The sequence below is a fragment of the Erwinia sp. STN24 genome (genome assembly GCF_041320675.1).
GTDB lineage: Bacteria > Pseudomonadota > Gammaproteobacteria > Enterobacterales > Enterobacteriaceae > Erwinia > Erwinia aeris.
The window spans coordinates 794,504-811,807 of record NZ_JBGGPM010000001.1 but is presented as its reverse complement, the minus strand read 5'-3'; the positions used below and the strand labels follow the sequence as shown (position 1 = coordinate 811,807).

Here is a 17,304-nt window from a genome sequence, read left to right as displayed (position 1 = left end):
CCTGTCGCGTTAAGCTATTGTTTTATGGCTGTACCACCCGAATATTGATAATAATATGTAATAAAAAATCATCATTTTTTTAACAAAGAAGAGTGACGGCGATCGGCTTTACCGGCCGTGAAAACGGGTTATTGTGATTGCGATCAAACTAACCGTGGCCCTGAAAGAGTGGAAGAGAAGAAAGGGTAAACCGTTGGTGTTGCGTAGCGCCTGGATGCCTGTTCCTTTTTTGTGACAACGTAACAGATGGCTGTGAATATAGCATTGCATCCAAACCTGAAAGGTGACAACGTAACGAGCAGCATTAGCACTAATTTTTAATGTTGTCCTGTAATAACCCTGCTTTTTGAAGGCTATAGATGCCCCCCCTACGAATACGAAAGCCTCGCGTTACAGCGTCACGCATAGATAAATCCTTGATTTGCATAATAGCCGACATATTCCTCTACCCTACCGGCCATAAAACTAAATCTTTACCGCAATTTGCCGATACAGAAAGCATCCTATTTCCTTTAAGGCTAATCAGATGTCCCTGAAAAGATCGTCGCTTTTGGTTCTGCTGTTCCTGTTTATTATTTTTTTCACCAGCATGATCGCTAACGTCTGGCTGCTGACCCGCAGCAATACGTCGCTGGATGCGGTGAATAGAGAGATCCGTGTAGTGCTGTCTATTATCGATCCTATTAACCACAGCCGTACCCTGCGCGTGCGCCTGATGGAATATATGAAAACGATGGAAAACAGCGGCGGCCTGCAGACGATTAGCGGGCTGAATGAAGTGCTGGGCAAAGCGGACAAGGCTTTCCAGGCCTATCTGGCCGCGCCGAAGCTGGATGGCGAAGCCAGCCTGGCCGATGAGTATCGCACCACCTATGAAACTTACCGCCGTCAGGGTATCGACCCGCTGCTGGACGCGGCTAAAACCAATGACCAGGCGCGCTTTAAGGCGCAGCTGCCGACCGTCATCAGTCTGGATCACCAGTACGAAGTGGTGCTGGACAAAGTGCTTGCGCTGCACGAGCAGTACGCGAAACGCCTGAACAGCGACGCGCAGGATCACTTCACCTTTGGTATCGGCCTGATTGTCGCCTTCGGCGTGCTGTTCCTGGTTGTTATCGCAGGCGTGTTGATGTTCCTGAAGCGCTACGTGCTTAGCCCGCTGGACAGCGCCAAAGCGCATTGCAGCCAGATTGCTCAGGGTATTCTGGATACGCCGGTGCCGGTGGTGGCCTCTTCCCGCAGCGAAATACAGGATCTGATGGGCACCATGGAGCAGATGCGCCGCTCGCTGACCGATATCATCAGCCAGGTGCGTAACTCCACGCAAACCGTGTCGCACGCCTCGCAGGAAATTGCCGCCGGTAACGTCGACCTGGCTTCGCGTACCGAACAGCAGGCCGCCGCGCTGACGCAGACTGCCGCCAGCATGGAAGAGCTGGGCGCCACGGTGAAACAGAATACCGAAAACGTCTTTGAAGCCAGCCGTCTGACCAGCGAAGCGGTGAAGAACGCGAAAACCGGCGAAAAAGTCTCGCAGGAAGTCATCGTCACCATGGGCAAAATCAACAGCAGCTCGAAGAAGATTGAAGACATTACCGGCGTGATTAACAGCATCGCTTTCCAGACCAATATCCTGGCGCTGAACGCCGCGGTGGAAGCGGCGCGCGCGGGTGAACAGGGACGCGGCTTCGCGGTCGTGGCGGGCGAAGTTCGCAACCTGGCGCAGCGCAGCGCGGTAGCGGCAAAAGAGATTGAAAGCCTGATTGCCGAATCGGTCGCCAATATCAAAGCCGGTTCCGATCAGGTCAGCCGTACCGGCGACGCTATCGGCGCGATTATCGCCTCGGTCAGCCAGGTCGATGTACTGATGGATCATATCTCGACCGCGTCTGACGAGCAGAGCCGCGGCATCAGCCAGATTGAACAGGCGGTAACCGAGATGGACAGCGTGACCCAGCAGAACTCCGCGCTGGTGCAGGAGTCGGCAGCGGCTTCCGCCTCGCTGGAAGAGCAGGTGCACTTCCTTAACCACTCCGTTTCTACCTTCCGCCTGTCCGACGCGTAATTTTCTTACCCCCGGCATCCCGCCGGGGTTTCACTATAACAATAAGCATTAATGCGCCCACGCAGGCGCTCTACTTTTATGAGAACACCATGGCAAAATTATCTGCATTCTGGAACGCACTGATTCCAAAAAAACTTAATCCGCTGGCCGGTCGTCCGGTCAGCAACACTTATGACTGTCGCGCCCTGCCGACCGCTTTCGGCAGCCTGGGTACCGGCGGCGGCAAAGGCCTGCTGATGGTTTTTGTCCCGCCGGAAGCTGATTTCGCCCGCGTGAACGACGCGTGGCAAAAGATGAGCGCGCCGGGCCGTACCGTCTTCGCTATCTCCTCTACCGGCGCGCTGTGCGCGCAGAAAGGCCGCTCCGCCTACTGTGCCACCAACGGCCCTCAGGGCAGCTGGCTGTGGCTGCCCGAGCAGACGGTCGCCCGTCATGAGGTGCACACTATCGATCTGCAGGTGCCACGCGGCGCTACCGTTGCCGATCGTATCGACAGCATTCGCGCCCAGCTTGATCGCCTTCAGGTCAATATGTCGCTCTCTGCCGAAGAAACCTTCGCGATGATCTACTGCGACGGCCTCTCCTCTGCCGAAGGCTTTATGATGCAGGCCTGGTATGACAGCGGACGCTTCCCCTGCCTGGCTATCGGCGGCTCGGCGGGCGGCCGCACCGATTTTCAGAACACCTGGATGGCCACCAGCGGCCAGCTGCTGCAAAACAAAGCGGTGATCGTGTTCTGCCGCATGGCGAAAGGGAAATCCTTTGCGCCGTTTAAAAGCCAGAACTTCCAGCCCACGCAGCAAAGCTGGCTGGTGGCGGAAGCCGATCCCGTCGCGCGCACCGTAAGTTCGCTGTTTGACGCAACGGGTCGCCAGCAGCCTGCGGTAAAAGTGCTGGCCGACGCGCTGCACTGTAAGCCTGAGCAGCTGGAGCAAAAGCTGAAGGGCAAAACGTTCGGCGTGAAGGTGGCGGATGAGTACTTTATTCGCTCCGTAGCCAAAATCGACGCGGAAAGCCTGACGTTCTTCTGCGATCTGGAGTTTGGCGACCGTCTTTATCTGCTGGAGGCGGGCGATTTCGTTTCCGCCACGCGTAAGGACTGGGACAGATTCGTCGCCACGCATGGCAAACCGGCCGGGCTGCTGCTGAACGACTGCCTGCTGCGCCGCCTTAACAACCCGGAAAGCCTGCCTGCGGCGGAGCTGTTCGACGGCGTGCCGGCCGCTGGCTTCTCCAGCTTTGGCGAAATATTCGGCGTGCCGATCAACCAGACGCTGTCCGCCCTCGCCTTTTTCGATCGCGACGTCAAAGCCATGAGCCGCTTCCCGATTGAATATGCCGACTACGCTGGCCACTATGCCCAGCGCTCGCTGCGTCGTTGGGAAGCGCTGCACACGCTGCAAACGGACGTTATTGATAAAGTGATCGACTATCAGCAGCAGATCGGGCCGGTAGTACAAACTTTCCCGCTGCTGGAAAAAGCCACCAGCCGCCAGAGCGCAGCGCTGGATGTGGCTGGCGTGAATATCGGCGAGATCGGCGAGGCGGCAACCGTCACGCTGCAGGCGCAGGATGAGCTGGGCCTTGAAATCGGCGAGCTGGAAAGAATTTCGCAGGGCATTACGCAAATCACCAGCGGCATCAGCACCATTGCCGACCAGACCAACCTGCTGGCGCTGAATGCCGCGGTGGAAGCCGCCCGCGCCGGATCGGCCGGTCGCGGCTTTGCCGTGGTAGCAGAAGAGGTACGCCGCCTGGCCCGCTCTTCTAAAGAACAGGCCGACGCCACGCGTGAAAGCATCAACGAGACGGTAGCGACCATCGCGCGGATTAAAAAGACGGCTTCTAAAACCGTTGCCACCACGGAAGATATGGCGCAAAAAAGCCACGCGGCACGTGGGCAGATCGCCAGCCTCAGCGAGCAAAACAGCGCCGAGCGCAGCGGGATGGTCGAGAATATCGACCGGCTGAAAAACGCTGCCGACGGTCTGGACGCCATGCATAAAGCGGTGGCGCAGCTGACGGTGCTCCAGGAACTGGTGCGTTCCTGATCCTGTGCGCGAGGCCCGCTGCGGCCTCGCGCATTTTTATACTTTTTTTATATTTTCCCGCCGCATTTTTGCAAAATCTTTGCGGCCCACTTTTTACACTCATGGCGAAATGACTCTCTTAATGAGGTGAACCGTGAGTGTTGCAGTAATAACCGGCGTGCTGCTGGTAGCTTTGTTGCTGGGCTATCTGATTTATGCCCTGATTAACGCGGAGGCCTTCTGATGGCGGCTTCCGCATTGTTAATAGCGAGCTATCTGGCGGCGCTGCTGCTGCTGGCCTGGCCGCTGGGTCGGCTGATAGCCCGCCTGATCGATCCCCGTCCCTTACCTTTTGTCGGCGGTGTTGAAACCGCCCTCTGGCGCCTGGCCGGTCTGCGCGGTGAAATGCGCTGGCAAACCTATCTGCTGGCTATATTGCTGTTTAATGCGATGGGCTTTGCCCTGCTGCTGGCGATCCTGCTGTTACAAGGCTCGCTGCCTTTAAATCCGCAGCATTTTCCCGGCCTGAGCTGGGATTTGGCGTTAAACACCGCCGTCTCTTTTGTTACCAATACCGACTGGCAGGCTTACGCTGGCGAATCGTCGCTGAGCTATTTCAGCCAGATGGCCGGGCTGACGGTGCAAAACTTTCTCTCGGCCGCCAGCGGCCTGGCCGTCGCTTTCGCTCTAATCCGTGCGTTTGCACGTCGCTCCTCGGCCACGTTGGGCAACGCCTGGCAGGATCTCGGCCGTATCGTCCTCTGGCTGCTGCTGCCGCTTTCGCTGCTGTTTGCGCTGCTGCTGATCCAACAGGGCGTGGTGCAAAGCTTCTCCGCCTATCTGCCTTTCACCAGCCTTGAAGGCGCGAAGCAGCTGCTGCCGATGGGGCCGGTCGCCTCGCAGGAAGCGATCAAGCTGCTGGGCACCAACGGCGGCGGTTTCTTTAACGCCAACTCGGCACATCCGTTTGAAAACCCTACCGATATCAGCAATTTTGCGCAGATGCTGGCTATTTTCCTGATCCCGGCGGCGCTCTGTTTCGCCTTTGGCGAAGCGGTCGGCGACGCCCGTCAGGGACGGGTGATCCTGGCAGCGATGACGCTGATTTTTGTGCTCTGCGCCAGCGCGATGTTCTGGGCGGAGCTACAGGGCAACCCGACGCTGCGGGCGCTGGGCGTTGACGGAACCAACCTGGAAGGTAAAGAGAGCCGTTTCGGCGTGTTGGCAAGCGGCCTGTATGCGGTGGTCACCACGGCGGCCTCATGCGGCGCGGTCAACGCCATGCACGACTCTTTCACCGCGCTGGGCGGCATGATCCCGATGTGGCTGATGCAGATTGGCGAAGTAATCTTCGGCGGCGTGGGTTCGGGGCTTTACGGCATGCTGCTGTTCGTGCTGCTGGCGGTGTTTATCGCCGGGCTGATGATTGGCCGCACGCCGGAATACCTGGGCAAAAAGATCGACGTGCGCGAAATGAAAATGACGGCGCTGGCGATCCTGGTAACGCCCGCGCTGGTACTGCTCGGCAGCGCGCTGGCGATGATGAGCGACGCCGGACGCGCGGCGATGCTGAACCCCGGCGCGCACGGCTTCAGCGAAGTGCTTTACGCCCTTTCGTCCGCCGCCAACAACAACGGCAGCGCCTTTGCCGGTCTGTCAGCCAATACGCCGTTCTGGAACCTGCTGCTGGCCTTCTGCATGTTGGCGGGCCGCTTTCTGGTGATTGTGCCGGTCATGGCCATTGCCGGATCGCTGGTAGCTAAAAAAATCCAGCCGGTCAGCAGCGGCACCCTGCCCACGCACGGCCCGCTGTTTGTCGGCCTGCTGATCGGCACCGTGCTGCTGACCGGCGCGCTTACCTTTATCCCCGCTCTGGCTTCCGGCCCGATAGCGGACCACCTGATGCACATGGAGCGTACCCGATGAACCGTAAACAATTGGCTCTGTTTGAGCCTTCGCTGCTGCGCCAGGCGCTGGTTGACGCGGTGAAAAAACTGTCGCCGCAGGCTCAGTGGCGCAATCCGGTGATGTTTGTGGTCTGGATCGGCAGCGTGCTGACCACGCTGCTGGCGATAGCGATGGCCTGCGGCCTGGCGGGCGACGCCAGATTTACCGCCGCCGTCAGCCTGTGGCTCTGGTTTACCGTGCTGTTCGCCTGTTTTGCCGAGGCGCTGGCGGAAGGCCGCAGCAAGGCGCAGGCCAGCAGCCTGAAAAGCGTGCAGAAAACCGCTTTTGCTCTGCGGCTGAAAGAGGCCCGCCACGATGCGCCAACGGAAAAAATCGCCGCCAGCGAACTGCGCAAAGGCGACATCGTGCTGGCCAGCGCGGGCGATATCATCCCCTGCGATGGCGAAGTTATCGAGGGCGGCGCGTCGGTGGATGAAAGCGCCATTACCGGCGAGTCGGCGCCGGTTATCCGTGAGTCGGGCGGCGATTTCGCTTCGGTCACCGGCGGCACCCGTCTGCTTTCCGACTGGCTGGTGATCCGCTGTACCGCCAATCCCGGCGAAACCTTTCTCGACAGCATGATCGCCATGGTCGAAGGCGCCAGCCGCCGCAAAACGCCTAACGAGGTCGCGCTGACCATTCTGCTGATTGCGCTGACGCTGGTCTTTCTGCTGGCGACCGCTACCCTTTGGCCCTTCTCGGCCTGGAGCGGCACGCCGGTCAGCGTGACCGTGCTGATTGCGCTGCTGGTCTGCCTGATCCCCACCACCATCGGCGGCCTGCTCTCCGCCATTGGCGTTGCCGGGATGAGCCGAATGCTGGCGGCCAACGTGATCGCCACCAGCGGCCGCGCCGTAGAGGCAGCGGGCGACGTCGATATCCTGCTGCTGGACAAAACCGGCACTATTACGCTCGGCAACCGTCAGGCTTCCGACTTTCTGCCCGCCAGCGGCATTGCGGAGCAGCGGCTGGCGGATGCGGCGCAGCTGGCTTCGCTGGCCGATGAAACGCCGGAAGGCCGCAGCATCGTGGTGCTCGCCAAGCAGCGTTTTAACCTGCGTGAACGCGATTTGCAGCAGCTACAGGCGACGTTTATCCCCTTTACCGCCCAGACGCGAATGAGCGGTATTAACCTGCCGGAACGCAGCATTCGCAAAGGCTCGGCCGACGCGATCCGTCGCCATGTGGTCGCCAGCGGCGGTCAGTTCCCGGCGGAGATGGATGAAAAGGTCAACGAAGTCGCGCGCCAGGGCGGCACGCCGCTGGTAGTGGCGGAAAACCTTGAGGTGCTGGGCGTGATCGCGCTGCGGGATATCGTTAAAGGCGGCATCAAAGAGCGCTTCGGCGAGTTACGCAAAATGGGCATCCGCACCGTGATGATCACCGGCGATAACCCGCTGACCGCCGCCGCTATCGCCGCTGAGGCGGGCGTGGACGACTTTCTTGCCGAAGCGACGCCGGAAGCGAAGCTGGCGCTGATCCGCCAGTATCAGGCCGAGGGCAGACTGGTGGCGATGACCGGCGACGGCACCAACGACGCGCCCGCGCTGGCGCAGGCCGACGTGGCGGTGGCGATGAACTCCGGCACCCAGGCGGCGAAAGAGGCGGGCAACATGGTGGATCTGGATTCCAGCCCGACCAAGCTGATTGAGGTCGTGCATATCGGCAAACAGATGCTGATGACGCGCGGCTCGCTGACTACCTTCAGCCTCGCCAACGACGTGGCGAAATACTTTGCCATTATCCCGGCGGCGTTTGCGGCCAGCTACCCGCAGTTCGGCGCGCTGAACGTGATGCATCTGCATTCGCCTTCGTCGGCCATTTTAAGCGCGGTGATCTTTAACGCACTGATCATTATCTTCCTGATCCCGCTGGCCCTGCGCGGCGTCAGCTATAAGCCGCTCAGCGCCGCCGCGCTGCTGCGCCGCAACCTGGGGCTGTATGGCCTGGGCGGGCTGGCTCTGCCGTTTATCGGCATCAAACTTATCGATTTGCTTCTTCAGCTGTAGGAGGTTTACCGTGTCGCAACTGCGTCCCGCGCTTTTTATGATGGCTTTTTTACTGCTGCTGACCGGCGGCGTTTACCCGATGGTCACCACCCTGCTGGGCCAGTGGCTCTTTCCGCAGCAGGCGGGCGGCTCGCTGCTGTTGCTTGACGGCGAGGTTCGCGGCTCACGGCTGCTGGGCCAGGCGTTCAGCCAGGCAAAATATTTTCAGGGACGACCGTCGGCGACGGCGGAAACCCCTTATAATCCGCTGGCGAGCGGCGGCAGCAACCTCGCGCCCGGCAATCCCGCGCTGGATAAGCTGTTTGCCGATCGGCTGGCGGCTGCCCGCGCAGAAAACCCGGACGCCAGCGGTCGGGTGCCGGTCGATCTGCTGACCGCCTCCGCCAGCGGACTGGATAACGGCATCTCACCGGAGGCGGCGCGCTGGCAGACGCCGCGCGTGGCGAAAGCGCGCCAGCTGTCGCCCGAAACGATTAGCCGCCTTATCGCCGCGCACACCCGCTATCCGCTGTTCAGCTTCAGCGGCCAGCCGTATGTTAACGTGCCCGAACTGAATCTTGCTCTGGATGCGCTCCGCACAAAATAAGGAACCGGCATGGCCGATATGCTTCGCCCCGATCCCGATCGCTTACTGCAACAGACCCGCGAGCGGCCGCGCGGCAAACTGAAAATTTTCTTCGGCGCCTGCGCGGGGGTAGGCAAAACCTGGGCGATGCTTCAGGAGGCGCGGCGGCTGCATGCGCGCCAGCTGGACGTGCTGATAGGCGTGGTGGAAACGCACGGCAGGCAGGAGACGGCGGCGCTGCTGCAGGGCCTGCCGCGCCTGCCGCCGCAGCAGCGCCAGCATCGGGGCCGTCAGGTTGAAGAGTTCGATCTGGACGCCGCGCTTGCGCGTCATCCCGCCGTGATTTTGATTGACGAGCTGGCGCACAGTAACGCGCCCGGCTCCCGTCATCCCAAACGCTGGCAGGATGTGAAAGAGCTGCTGGCGGCCGGGATCGACGTGCTGACCACCGTCAACGTGCAGCATCTGGAAAGCCTGAACGACGTGGTCAACGGCGTTACCGGCATTCAGGTGCGCGAGACGCTGCCCGACCCGTTTTTCGACGCCGCCGATGAGATAATCCTGGTGGATTTGCCGCCGGACGATCTGCTGCTGCGCCTTAAACAGGGCAAGGTGTATACCGGCGACCGCGCTGACCGGGCGGCCGAGCACTTTTTCCGCAAGGGCAACCTGATTGCTTTACGCGAGCTGGCGCTGCGGCGCACCGCCGATCGGGTAGATAACCAGATGCAGGCCTGGCGGGACGGGCGCGGGCGGGACAAAGTGTGGCACACGCGGGATGCGGTGCTGCTTTGCGTGGGCTACGACGAAGGCAGCGAAAAGCTGGTGCGCACCGCCGCGCGGCTGGCGGCCAGGCTGGGCAGCGAATGGCACGCGGTCTGCGTGGAAACGCCTGGCTGGCTGCGGCTGACGCAGCAGCAGCGCCGCACCGCGCTGGCTTCGCTGCGGCTGGCGCGTCAGCTCGGTGCGGAAAGCGCCGTATTGGCCGACGCCTCTGCGGATAAGGCGATTGCGCGCTACGCTCGCGATCACGATCTGGGCAAAGTGGTGCTGGGACGCGGCAGGGGTCGTCATCTGTTCCGCTCGTCTTCGCTGGCCGATCGCCTTGCCGCCCGCGCGCCAGAACTCGACCTGGTGATCGTTGCGCCCGGCGACAGGCCAGCCGCCGCCGCGCCGCCGCAAAGACAGGCTCGACGCTGGCGTCAGGGCATACGCGGCTGTCTGCTCGCCACGGCGCTCTGCGCGCTGATCACTTTTATCGCCAGCCACTGGCTGCTGGCTTTCGATCCCGCCAACCTGGTGATGCTCTATCTGCTGGGGGTAGTGGTAGTGGCGCTCCAGGCCGGACGCTGGCCCTCGGTGTTCGCCACAATAATCAACGTTGTCAGCTTCGATCTCTTTTTTGTCGCGCCGCGCGGTACGCTGGCGGTTTCTGATGCGCAATATCTGTTAACCTTTGGCGTGATGCTCAGTGTCGGGCTGCTGGTTGGCAACCTGACGGCGGGCGTGCGCTATCAGGCGCGCATTGCTCGCTATCGTGAAAGACGCACCGGCCAGCTTTACGCCCTTTCCAGCACGCTGGCGAAGGCCCGCAGCGCGCAGGAAGTAGCGGCGGCAAGCCAGCACGCCGTTTATACTATTTTTCATGCCGACAGCGCGCTGCTGCTGCCTGACGAAAACGACAGGCTGGTGCGGCAGCTGCCCGCACCTAACGTAATGAGCTGGGACGAAGGCATTGCCCGCTGGAGTTTCGTGCAGGGTGAACCGGCGGGCGCCGGAACCGATACGCTGCCCGGCGTGCCTTATCAGATCCTGCCGCTGCGCGCCGCAGAGAAAAGTCTTGGCGTGATGGTAATCGCGCAGCAAACGCCGCCCGCGCTGCCTGAACAGCAGCAGCTGCTGGAAACGGTGCTGCTACTGACCGCCAGCGCGCTGGAGCGTTTACAGCTGACGGCCAGCGAAGAGCAGGCGCGCGTAATCGGCGAGCGTGAGCAGCTGCGCCATTCGCTGCTGGCCGCCCTTTCTCACGATCTGCGCACGCCGCTTACCGTGCTTTTCGGCCAGGTGGAGATCCTGACGCTGGATCTGGCCTCGGCCAGGCTGCCTCAGGCTCGCCAGGCAAGCGAAATCCGCCAGCATGTGCTGCGGCTGACGCGGCTGGTGAATAATCTGCTGGATATGGCCCGTCTACAGACCGGCGGCTTTCATCTGAAGCGTGAATGGCTGACGCTGGAAGAGGTAATCGGCAGCGCGCTGGCGACGCTGGATCCGGGCGGCAGGCAGCCCGTTACGCTGGAGATGGCCGATCCGCTGGCACTGGTTCACGTTGACGGCCCGCTGTTTGAACGGGTGCTGATCAACCTGCTGGAAAACGCCATGAAATATGCAGGCGCAGCGGCGCAAATCGGCATCAGGGCGCAGACGCGTCCGGGCGAGCTGACGATCGAAGTCTGGGACAGCGGCCCCGGCTTGCCCGCTGGTCAGGAGCAGGCGCTTTTTGCTAAATTCACTCGTGGCGATCGGGAATCGGCCATTCCCGGCGTGGGGCTGGGTCTGGCAATCTGTCAGGCGATCGTCGAGGTGCATAACGGCGTGATTACCGCCCATCAACGTCCGCAGGGCGGCGCGAGCTTCAGGATTAGCCTGCCGCAGGCGCCGCTGCCGGACATAGCAGAAACAGGTGAAGCGCTGTGACAACCGTATTGATTATTGAAGATGAAAAAGAGATAAGCCGCTTTCTGCGCATCGCGCTGGAAGGCAGCGCCCTGCGCGTCTTCGATGCCGGCACGCTACAGCGCGGCCTGCTGGAGGCCGCTACCCGCAAACCGGATCTGGTGATCCTGGATTTAGGGCTGCCGGACGGCGACGGCCTGACCTTTCTTAAAGAGTTCCGCCAGTGGAGTCAGAAGCCGGTAATTGTGCTCTCCGCCCGCAGCGAAGAGGAAGATAAAATTGCCGCGCTGGATGCGGGAGCCGATGACTATCTTACCAAGCCTTTCGGCATCGGCGAGCTGGAGGCGCGCCTGCGGGTAGCGCTGCGACGCACGACGCACGATACGCAAAGCGATCCGGTTTTCGCCTTTTCCGATGTGCAGGTCGACCTGGCAGCAAGGCGCATTACGCGTGCGGGCGAGGAACTCCATCTGACGCCAACCGAATTCAGGCTACTTGCCGTACTGCTTAACAATCACGGCAAGGTGATGACGCAGCGGCAGCTGCTGGTACAGGTTTGGGGGCCTAACGCCTCGGAGCACAGTCACTATCTGCGCATCTATATGGGCCACCTTCGGCAGAAGCTGGAAGAAGATCCGGCCCGGCCTCGCCATCTGCGCACGGAAACCGGCGTCGGCTACCGATTTATGCTCTGAGCATAATTTGTTACATTCCTTTATGCGGCGGAAAATTAATATCCGTCCTGCCTCACAGTTTATTATCCGTAGGAAGGTTAGCCTGCAAAAGCAATTCGCTTAAATGATGTTATGCATTGTTAAGGATAATGATGAAAAAGATATTTACTACGGCAGTTACCCTCGCCGGATGGCTGGCTGCTTTTATGCTTCCGGCCGACGCGGCACTTTCTGTGACCCAGCGCACCGATATCAGGCCCGCAAAATTTAAATCCGCCCGCATTATTTTTAACGGCGATATTACGGCAAATAAATCGCTGGAGTTTATCGACGCTCTGGACAAGCTGCATTACGCCTCGCCAGGGCTGAAAGAGATTACGCTGTATATCAACAGCTATGGCGGTGATATGGACAGCGGCTACCTGCTTTATCAGGCGATAAAAAATGCGGCCATTCCCATTACGGCCGTTAATATTTCGATGACCGCTTCTTCGGCTACGCTGATGTATTGCGCAGCAAAAAAAAGGCTGGCTATGCCTTTAGCGACTTTCCTGTTACATCCGGCTGCGGTAGAAAACCTGAATCGCCAGTATATCAAGCCTGACGAGCTGGCATCGTTAAAACAGTTAAGCAACAAGGGCAATGTTATTTTTGAGCAAATTTATCGTCAATGTACCAATTTAAACGACGATGAAATCGCTTCTTTGCTGGCCAGTGAATCTACAAGGCTGCTACTGAATGCCGGCCAGGCGATCGAGCGCAAAATGGCGGAAGGCATAAGCGAAGGACTGGCTCAGGCCGATATTTCTGTAATCGTCACTGATGACAAAGCGTAAAATTAAACAGGGAATGGTAAATGAGAAAGCTATTAATATCGTTGACACTGGTTACTCTTTTTATTTCTGGCTGCGCCATCGAAAACTTAAATCCTGACGGGGTAAACCCCTCGTCTGCACCGACTATGCCTTCACCACTGGCGAAACCGACTAAACAACAGCGTGGCGCGATTATGTCGGGTGAAAACCCGGACTGGCGTGAAGCACCCGGCCCGGTTGTACCCCGTAGTCAAAAAAACAGGCATGGTTTTTAGCAGCAAAAGAAGCACAGGTCGTGCTGGTTTTGCTCGCTTTTTGGCGCTTATATCGGCAATTTCATTTTTGGGCAGGTCATCAGCTTACGCTGCGCCACAGGTCGTCAGAGCATTTCAGGGACACTGGCCGCAGCGTCGCTGGCTTGCCTGTTACCATTGAACAGACTGACGCTGAGCGGAGTATTTTCATTGGCCTGTGCGTTTTTATTGGGCAGACTGCTGCCAGTGGCTTATTCGTTTTCGTTGCACGGGTTATTGACGCTGGCCCGATGGCTGGCGTTGGATGGGCCATTCACCGTTGGCGTTACATATTGCACCCTGCTCTTGCCTGCATGTAAATACTTTAATTTTGAAAACTCAGCGCAACTATAGCCAATGATTCCGAATATCCAGCGACGCTATCGGTAATTTTATATTCAGCACGATGAAATAATATATATGCACATCAAATTAAAAAATTACCATCCTACAAAAAAACTCACCCGCCACAGCTAACATTGTTCAGTAAAATATAATATTAGACTGACCCCTGGCGTGTAATAAAATAAAAATAGTAACCACCAGCACGGAAGGCGTAGCTGCAAGGATAATCCTCCGTAGCTTTACCGGCCGCTGTAGATTGGTCAGAAAAAATACCAGCCGCATTAGCGCAACAGCGACCGTAATCTTAATGATGGCAAATGGCAGGATAAAGCATTCGGTTTCCCTGCGATATTTGTAAAAATCAAAGGAAAAATAAACGCACCTGAATTCACCTACTTTACTCCAATATTCAGCTGAGGAGATGAAGTAAAATTAAACATACAATGATAAATTTTATTAAAGGATAATCCTCTCATTTGACAGCAGGCGTACTTCTGACAACGGGCCTGACAACCCATCCGCGCAGATTTCAATGCAATTAAAAATAAAATTTTGTTTTTAATTCATACAACATCATGCCTTACCAAAAAAGATGACTTACTGTCGTAAACCCTCTTAATCAAACCCGAAAATCGCGCGCCTTTACCATTATTTTTGCAGCTGAACGTGACAACCATCACGTTTGTGCCAGGCTTATGTTTTCGAATCAACACCGATGAAGGAGTACATCATGAGCGAACAAACTAAAAAGTCCTTGCTGACCGTTGACTATCCGACCCCGCCATTCCCGGAACAGCCTCAGCAGGCGCCAGGCCTTGCCAGCAAAATGATCCCACAACCCGATCACGGTGAAAAAACCTATCGCGGCTCTGGCCGTTTGCAGGGACGTAAAGCGCTTATTACCGGCGGTGATTCCGGTATCGGTCGTGCCGTTGCTATTGCCTATGCCCGTGAAGGCGCAGACGTGGCCATCGGTTACCTGCCGGAAGAAGAATCCGACGCGGCGGAAGTGATTAAGCTTATCGAGGCGGAAGGCCGTAAAGCGGTTGCACTGCCGGGCGATATTCGTTCCGAAGAGTTTTGTAAAAAGCTGGTCAGCGACGCGGTAAGCCAGCTGGGCGGCCTGGATATTCTGGTGAACAATGCCGGACGCCAGCAGTATAACGAGTCTATCCGCACGCTGAGCACCGAAGATTTTGATGCGACGTTCAAAACCAACGTCTACGCCATGTTCTGGATCACCAAAGCGGCGGTGGATCATATTCCACGCGGTGGCGCCATTATTAACACCTCTTCCGTGCAGGCCTATAGCCCAAGCGCTATCCTGCTGGACTATGCGCAGACCAAAGCCTCTATCGCCGCCTTTACCAAAGCGCTGGCGCAGCAGCTGGGCGAAGAAGGCATCCGCGTTAATGCGGTTGCGCCTGGTCCATACTGGACGCCGTTGCAGTCCAGCGGCGGTCAGCCGCAGGAAAAAGTGAAGCAGTTTGGCGGCAGCGCGCCGCTGGGCCGTCCGGGACAGCCTGCGGAGATCGCCCCGCTTTACGTGACGCTGGCCTCAACGGAAACCAGCTATACGTCCGGCCAGGTCTGGTGCTCCGACGGCGGTACCGGCACGCTGTAATAGTCACAGCTGATATAATGGCCGCCTGCGGGCGGCTTTTTTGTGCGTGGCGACCGCTGATTAGGCCAGCTACGGCCCCCGTACAGATATCGCCATCGGCCTCTTCGCCAGCGCCAGAATCATCCGCCAATATTTACATAGCAAATCTGTCTCTAATCATCGCCCCGCAGCGCATCGACGGCTCGGGCAAAGAAGTCTCTGCCGCCAAAATTACCCGACTTCAGCACCAGCGCTACAGGCTGCCTGCCGCGCGACACCATTGATGGAACGCCGGTATCTATTTCTGCGCCGATAGTCAACGCGCCCAGCCCTAATGCGCTGACCACCGCCCCGGACGTCTCGCCGCCGCCGACCACAATCCGTCGCGTGCCGGCCGCCACCAGCTGCTGCGCGGTTTCGCCGAACAGGCTGTCCAGCGCGGCCGCTACCCGCTCGCGACCATACTGCTCCTGCACGCGTTTTACGGCCTCGGGATCGCCGGAGGAATAGACCAACGGCGCGCGGCCCTGATGCTCGGTGATAAAGGCCACCAGCTGCGCCGGTCCCGTTTCGCCGCTCAGCACGTCTTTGACCTCAATCATCATTACAGGATGGTTTTTCTGATGTTCGGCTATCTGTAAACGCGTCGCGCCGGAACAGCTGCCGACCAGGATAGCTTCCGGCCCGTCGATAAGGGGAGCCTGCGCCTGTTTCCCTTTTGCCCGCCCCTGAGCGATGAAATTATGCGGCAAGGCCAGCGCAATCCCCGATCCGCCCGTAACGAGTTTCGCGCCCTGGCAGGCGCGGCCGAGGGTAGTCAGATCGTGCTCGCTAATCGCGTCCACAATCAGTAGGGTGCGCGTCTGCGGCTCGTTGATAGCCTGCTGTAAAACCTGGCTGCCCTGCACTACGGTCTGCCACGCAATATGTGCAACCGGGTTGGCGCTTTGCCGCCGCAGCACGCGCCGCAGATCCGCATCCGTCATCGGCGTCAGCGGATGATGCTCCATGCCGGACTCGTTCAGCAGCTTATCCTGTACAAAAAGATGCCCCTGATAAACCGTACGTCCCAGCGCCGGGAAAGCCGGGCACATTACCACGCTGCGGACTTCCAGCAGCGCCGCCAGCGCGTCCGTGACCGGCCCGATGTTGCCGCTATCCGTAGAATCGAAAGTAGAGCAATATTTGAAAACGATCTGTTCGCAGCCCTGATCCAGCAGCCAGCGACAGGCCGCCAGCGACTGCTCCACGGCCTCGTTGGCGGCAACGGAGCGGCTTTTTAACGCCACCACGCCCGCTTCTACATCCGCGTCGGCGGGCATCGTCGGTACGCCGGAATACTGCGTGGTGTTAAGTCCGCCCTCGCCGACCAGCCCTTTCGCCAGCGTTACCGCGATATCGCTGGCGCCGGTAAAATCATCTGCAATTACGCCGATTAGCATCCTTTACCCCTTAGCCGCAGCAAGTACGCTGGCCTTCATGCGTTTAACGGCGGCGTGCGGTGCGGTCAGCACCGGGATCGTGACCTGCTGACGCACGCTCTCGGCCGCGCGGGAAGTGGAAAAATGCGCCAGTATAATCACGTCGCAGTGCGCCAGCTCTTTCGCTCGCGCCGCCACCAGGCGGTTATGACTCTCCGCATCGCCTCTTTTCAGCAGGTCGATGGCGTCCTCCACCAGCACCGTGGTCAACTTCGCTTTCGAGCCCTGCTGCGCCACGTAGTCGGTAAATTCATCGGTCATGGTTTTCACCGCCGGGCCAAAAGTCGCCAGCATGCCGATATGGTTACCCTGCGCCACCGCCTCCATAAACATTGCTTCATTAGGTTTATGCACCGGCACCGGCAGTTCTTCGCTTAAGCGGTCGATGGCCGGGCCAAACGCGGAACAGGTAATTAAAATGCCCTGCGCCTGCTGGGCAAAGCCATATTTTCCCAGCTGCACAAAGCGGTCGATCATCCCGGCGGAAAGCTCGCTTTCTCTGGCGCGATCGAGAGAAAGCCCGTCATCAAGCAGGTTGACCGTTTCCGCCTCCGGCCAGACCTCGCTGAATGCGGTATGAATAGGCGCCATCGCTACCGGTGTGGCGTGCAGTAAAACAATTCTGTTCATGAGCTTCTCCTGGAAGGCGTCGGCCGAGCGCACGGCGATGACTTAATGTAAGGGCTTACAAATGTCGCTGTAAAGTGAACTCCGTCACATAAATCGGCGATGATGCAGCCAGACTGTTATTGAAATGTTAGAGATGATTAGCCAGAATTGAAAGCGCTTACAAAATAAATTGCC

At 58.7% G+C, this 17,304-nt stretch carries 13 protein-coding genes; 11 read left to right on the top strand and 2 right to left on the bottom strand.

Going from position 1 to position 17,304, the window contains the following annotated elements; translation table 11 throughout:
• Positions 1 to 526: 526 nt before the first annotated feature.
• The 11 genes from ACA373_RS03835 to ACA373_RS03785 all read left to right on the top strand — a co-directional run bounded on the left by ACA373_RS03835 (position 527) and on the right by ACA373_RS03785 (position 15,040).
• The gene (locus tag ACA373_RS03835) at positions 527 to 2,065 is read left to right on the top strand and encodes a methyl-accepting chemotaxis protein (protein ID WP_369894734.1); all 1,539 of its coding nucleotides are present in this window, start codon (positions 527 to 529) and stop codon (positions 2,063 to 2,065) included.
• An 89-nt stretch (positions 2,066 to 2,154) separates the two neighbouring features.
• Positions 2,155 to 4,116, top strand: a complete 1,962-nt coding sequence (locus ACA373_RS03830; protein WP_369894735.1) for a methyl-accepting chemotaxis protein — start codon at positions 2,155 to 2,157, stop codon at positions 4,114 to 4,116.
• A gap of 133 nt (positions 4,117 to 4,249) precedes the next feature.
• The gene (gene kdpF / locus ACA373_RS03825) at positions 4,250 to 4,339 is read left to right on the top strand and encodes a K(+)-transporting ATPase subunit F (protein WP_125287524.1); all 90 of its coding nucleotides are present in this window, start codon (positions 4,250 to 4,252) and stop codon (positions 4,337 to 4,339) included.
• Positions 4,339 to 6,021 carry a potassium-transporting ATPase subunit KdpA gene (kdpA, locus tag ACA373_RS03820; RefSeq protein ID WP_301729563.1) on the top strand — a complete coding sequence of 561 codons (1,683 nt, stop codon included), beginning with the start codon at positions 4,339 to 4,341 and terminating at the stop codon, positions 6,019 to 6,021. Before kdpF ends, kdpA begins: the two co-directional genes overlap by 1 nt.
• On the top strand, positions 6,018 to 8,051 hold the full coding sequence (gene kdpB, locus ACA373_RS03815) for a potassium-transporting ATPase subunit KdpB (protein WP_253454226.1): 2,034 nt from the start codon (positions 6,018 to 6,020) through the stop codon (positions 8,049 to 8,051). Before kdpA ends, kdpB begins: the two co-directional genes overlap by 4 nt.
• A gap of 10 nt (positions 8,052 to 8,061) precedes the next feature.
• The gene (gene kdpC, locus ACA373_RS03810; RefSeq protein ID WP_301250849.1) at positions 8,062 to 8,637 is read left to right on the top strand and encodes a potassium-transporting ATPase subunit KdpC; all 576 of its coding nucleotides are present in this window, start codon (positions 8,062 to 8,064) and stop codon (positions 8,635 to 8,637) included.
• A gap of 9 nt (positions 8,638 to 8,646) precedes the next feature.
• On the top strand, positions 8,647 to 11,310 hold the full coding sequence (gene kdpD, locus ACA373_RS03805) for a two-component system sensor histidine kinase KdpD (protein ID WP_369894737.1): 2,664 nt from the start codon (positions 8,647 to 8,649) through the stop codon (positions 11,308 to 11,310).
• A complete protein-coding gene (gene kdpE / locus ACA373_RS03800) occupies positions 11,307 to 11,984 on the top strand; it encodes a two-component system response regulator KdpE (RefSeq protein ID WP_253454232.1) in 678 nt (225 codons plus the stop codon). Before kdpD ends, kdpE begins: the two co-directional genes overlap by 4 nt.
• Before the next feature lie 131 nt (positions 11,985 to 12,115).
• The gene (locus ACA373_RS03795) at positions 12,116 to 12,799 is read left to right on the top strand and encodes an ATP-dependent Clp protease proteolytic subunit (protein ID WP_253454234.1); all 684 of its coding nucleotides are present in this window, start codon (positions 12,116 to 12,118) and stop codon (positions 12,797 to 12,799) included.
• 20 nt (positions 12,800 to 12,819) lie between these two features.
• Complete coding sequence (locus tag ACA373_RS03790; protein ID WP_253454235.1) at positions 12,820 to 13,053, top strand: hypothetical protein; 234 nt, start codon at positions 12,820 to 12,822, stop codon at positions 13,051 to 13,053.
• A 1,093-nt stretch (positions 13,054 to 14,146) separates the two neighbouring features.
• Positions 14,147 to 15,040 carry an SDR family oxidoreductase gene (locus tag ACA373_RS03785; RefSeq protein ID WP_253454237.1) on the top strand — a complete coding sequence of 298 codons (894 nt, stop codon included), beginning with the start codon at positions 14,147 to 14,149 and terminating at the stop codon, positions 15,038 to 15,040.
• A 152-nt stretch (positions 15,041 to 15,192) separates the two neighbouring features.
• Here ACA373_RS03785 and otnK read toward each other — a convergent pair whose 3' ends face one another.
• Both otnK and ACA373_RS03775 read right to left on the bottom strand, forming a co-directional pair.
• Positions 15,193 to 16,461 (bottom strand): 3-oxo-tetronate kinase, encoded by a 1,269-nt coding sequence (gene otnK, locus ACA373_RS03780; RefSeq protein ID WP_370734033.1) that lies wholly within the window; start codon positions 16,459 to 16,461, stop codon positions 15,193 to 15,195.
• Positions 16,462 to 16,464: 3 nt separating this feature from the next.
• Positions 16,465 to 17,130: an aspartate/glutamate racemase family protein gene (locus tag ACA373_RS03775; protein ID WP_370734032.1), complete on the bottom strand. Its 666-nt coding sequence runs from the start codon at positions 17,128 to 17,130 to the stop codon at positions 16,465 to 16,467.
• Positions 17,131 to 17,304 lie beyond the last annotated feature (174 nt).

Coding starts and splice junctions, on each gene's coding strand:
- kdpA (WP_301729563.1), top strand. CDS start 4,339: ATGGCGGCTTCCGCATTGTTAATAGCGAGCTATCTGGCGGCGCTGCTG.
- ACA373_RS03830 (WP_369894735.1), top strand. CDS start 2,155: ATGGCAAAATTATCTGCATTCTGGAACGCACTGATTCCAAAAAAACTT.
- ACA373_RS03775 (WP_370734032.1), bottom strand. CDS start 17,130: ATGAACAGAATTGTTTTACTGCACGCCACACCGGTAGCGATGGCGCCT.
- ACA373_RS03790 (WP_253454235.1), top strand. CDS start 12,820: ATGAGAAAGCTATTAATATCGTTGACACTGGTTACTCTTTTTATTTCT.
- otnK (WP_370734033.1), bottom strand. CDS start 16,461: ATGCTAATCGGCGTAATTGCAGATGATTTTACCGGCGCCAGCGATATC.
- ACA373_RS03835 (WP_369894734.1), top strand. CDS start 527: ATGTCCCTGAAAAGATCGTCGCTTTTGGTTCTGCTGTTCCTGTTTATT.
- ACA373_RS03785 (WP_253454237.1), top strand. CDS start 14,147: ATGAGCGAACAAACTAAAAAGTCCTTGCTGACCGTTGACTATCCGACC.
- kdpD (WP_369894737.1), top strand. CDS start 8,647: ATGGCCGATATGCTTCGCCCCGATCCCGATCGCTTACTGCAACAGACC.
- ACA373_RS03795 (WP_253454234.1), top strand. CDS start 12,116: ATGAAAAAGATATTTACTACGGCAGTTACCCTCGCCGGATGGCTGGCT.
- kdpB (WP_253454226.1), top strand. CDS start 6,018: ATGAACCGTAAACAATTGGCTCTGTTTGAGCCTTCGCTGCTGCGCCAG.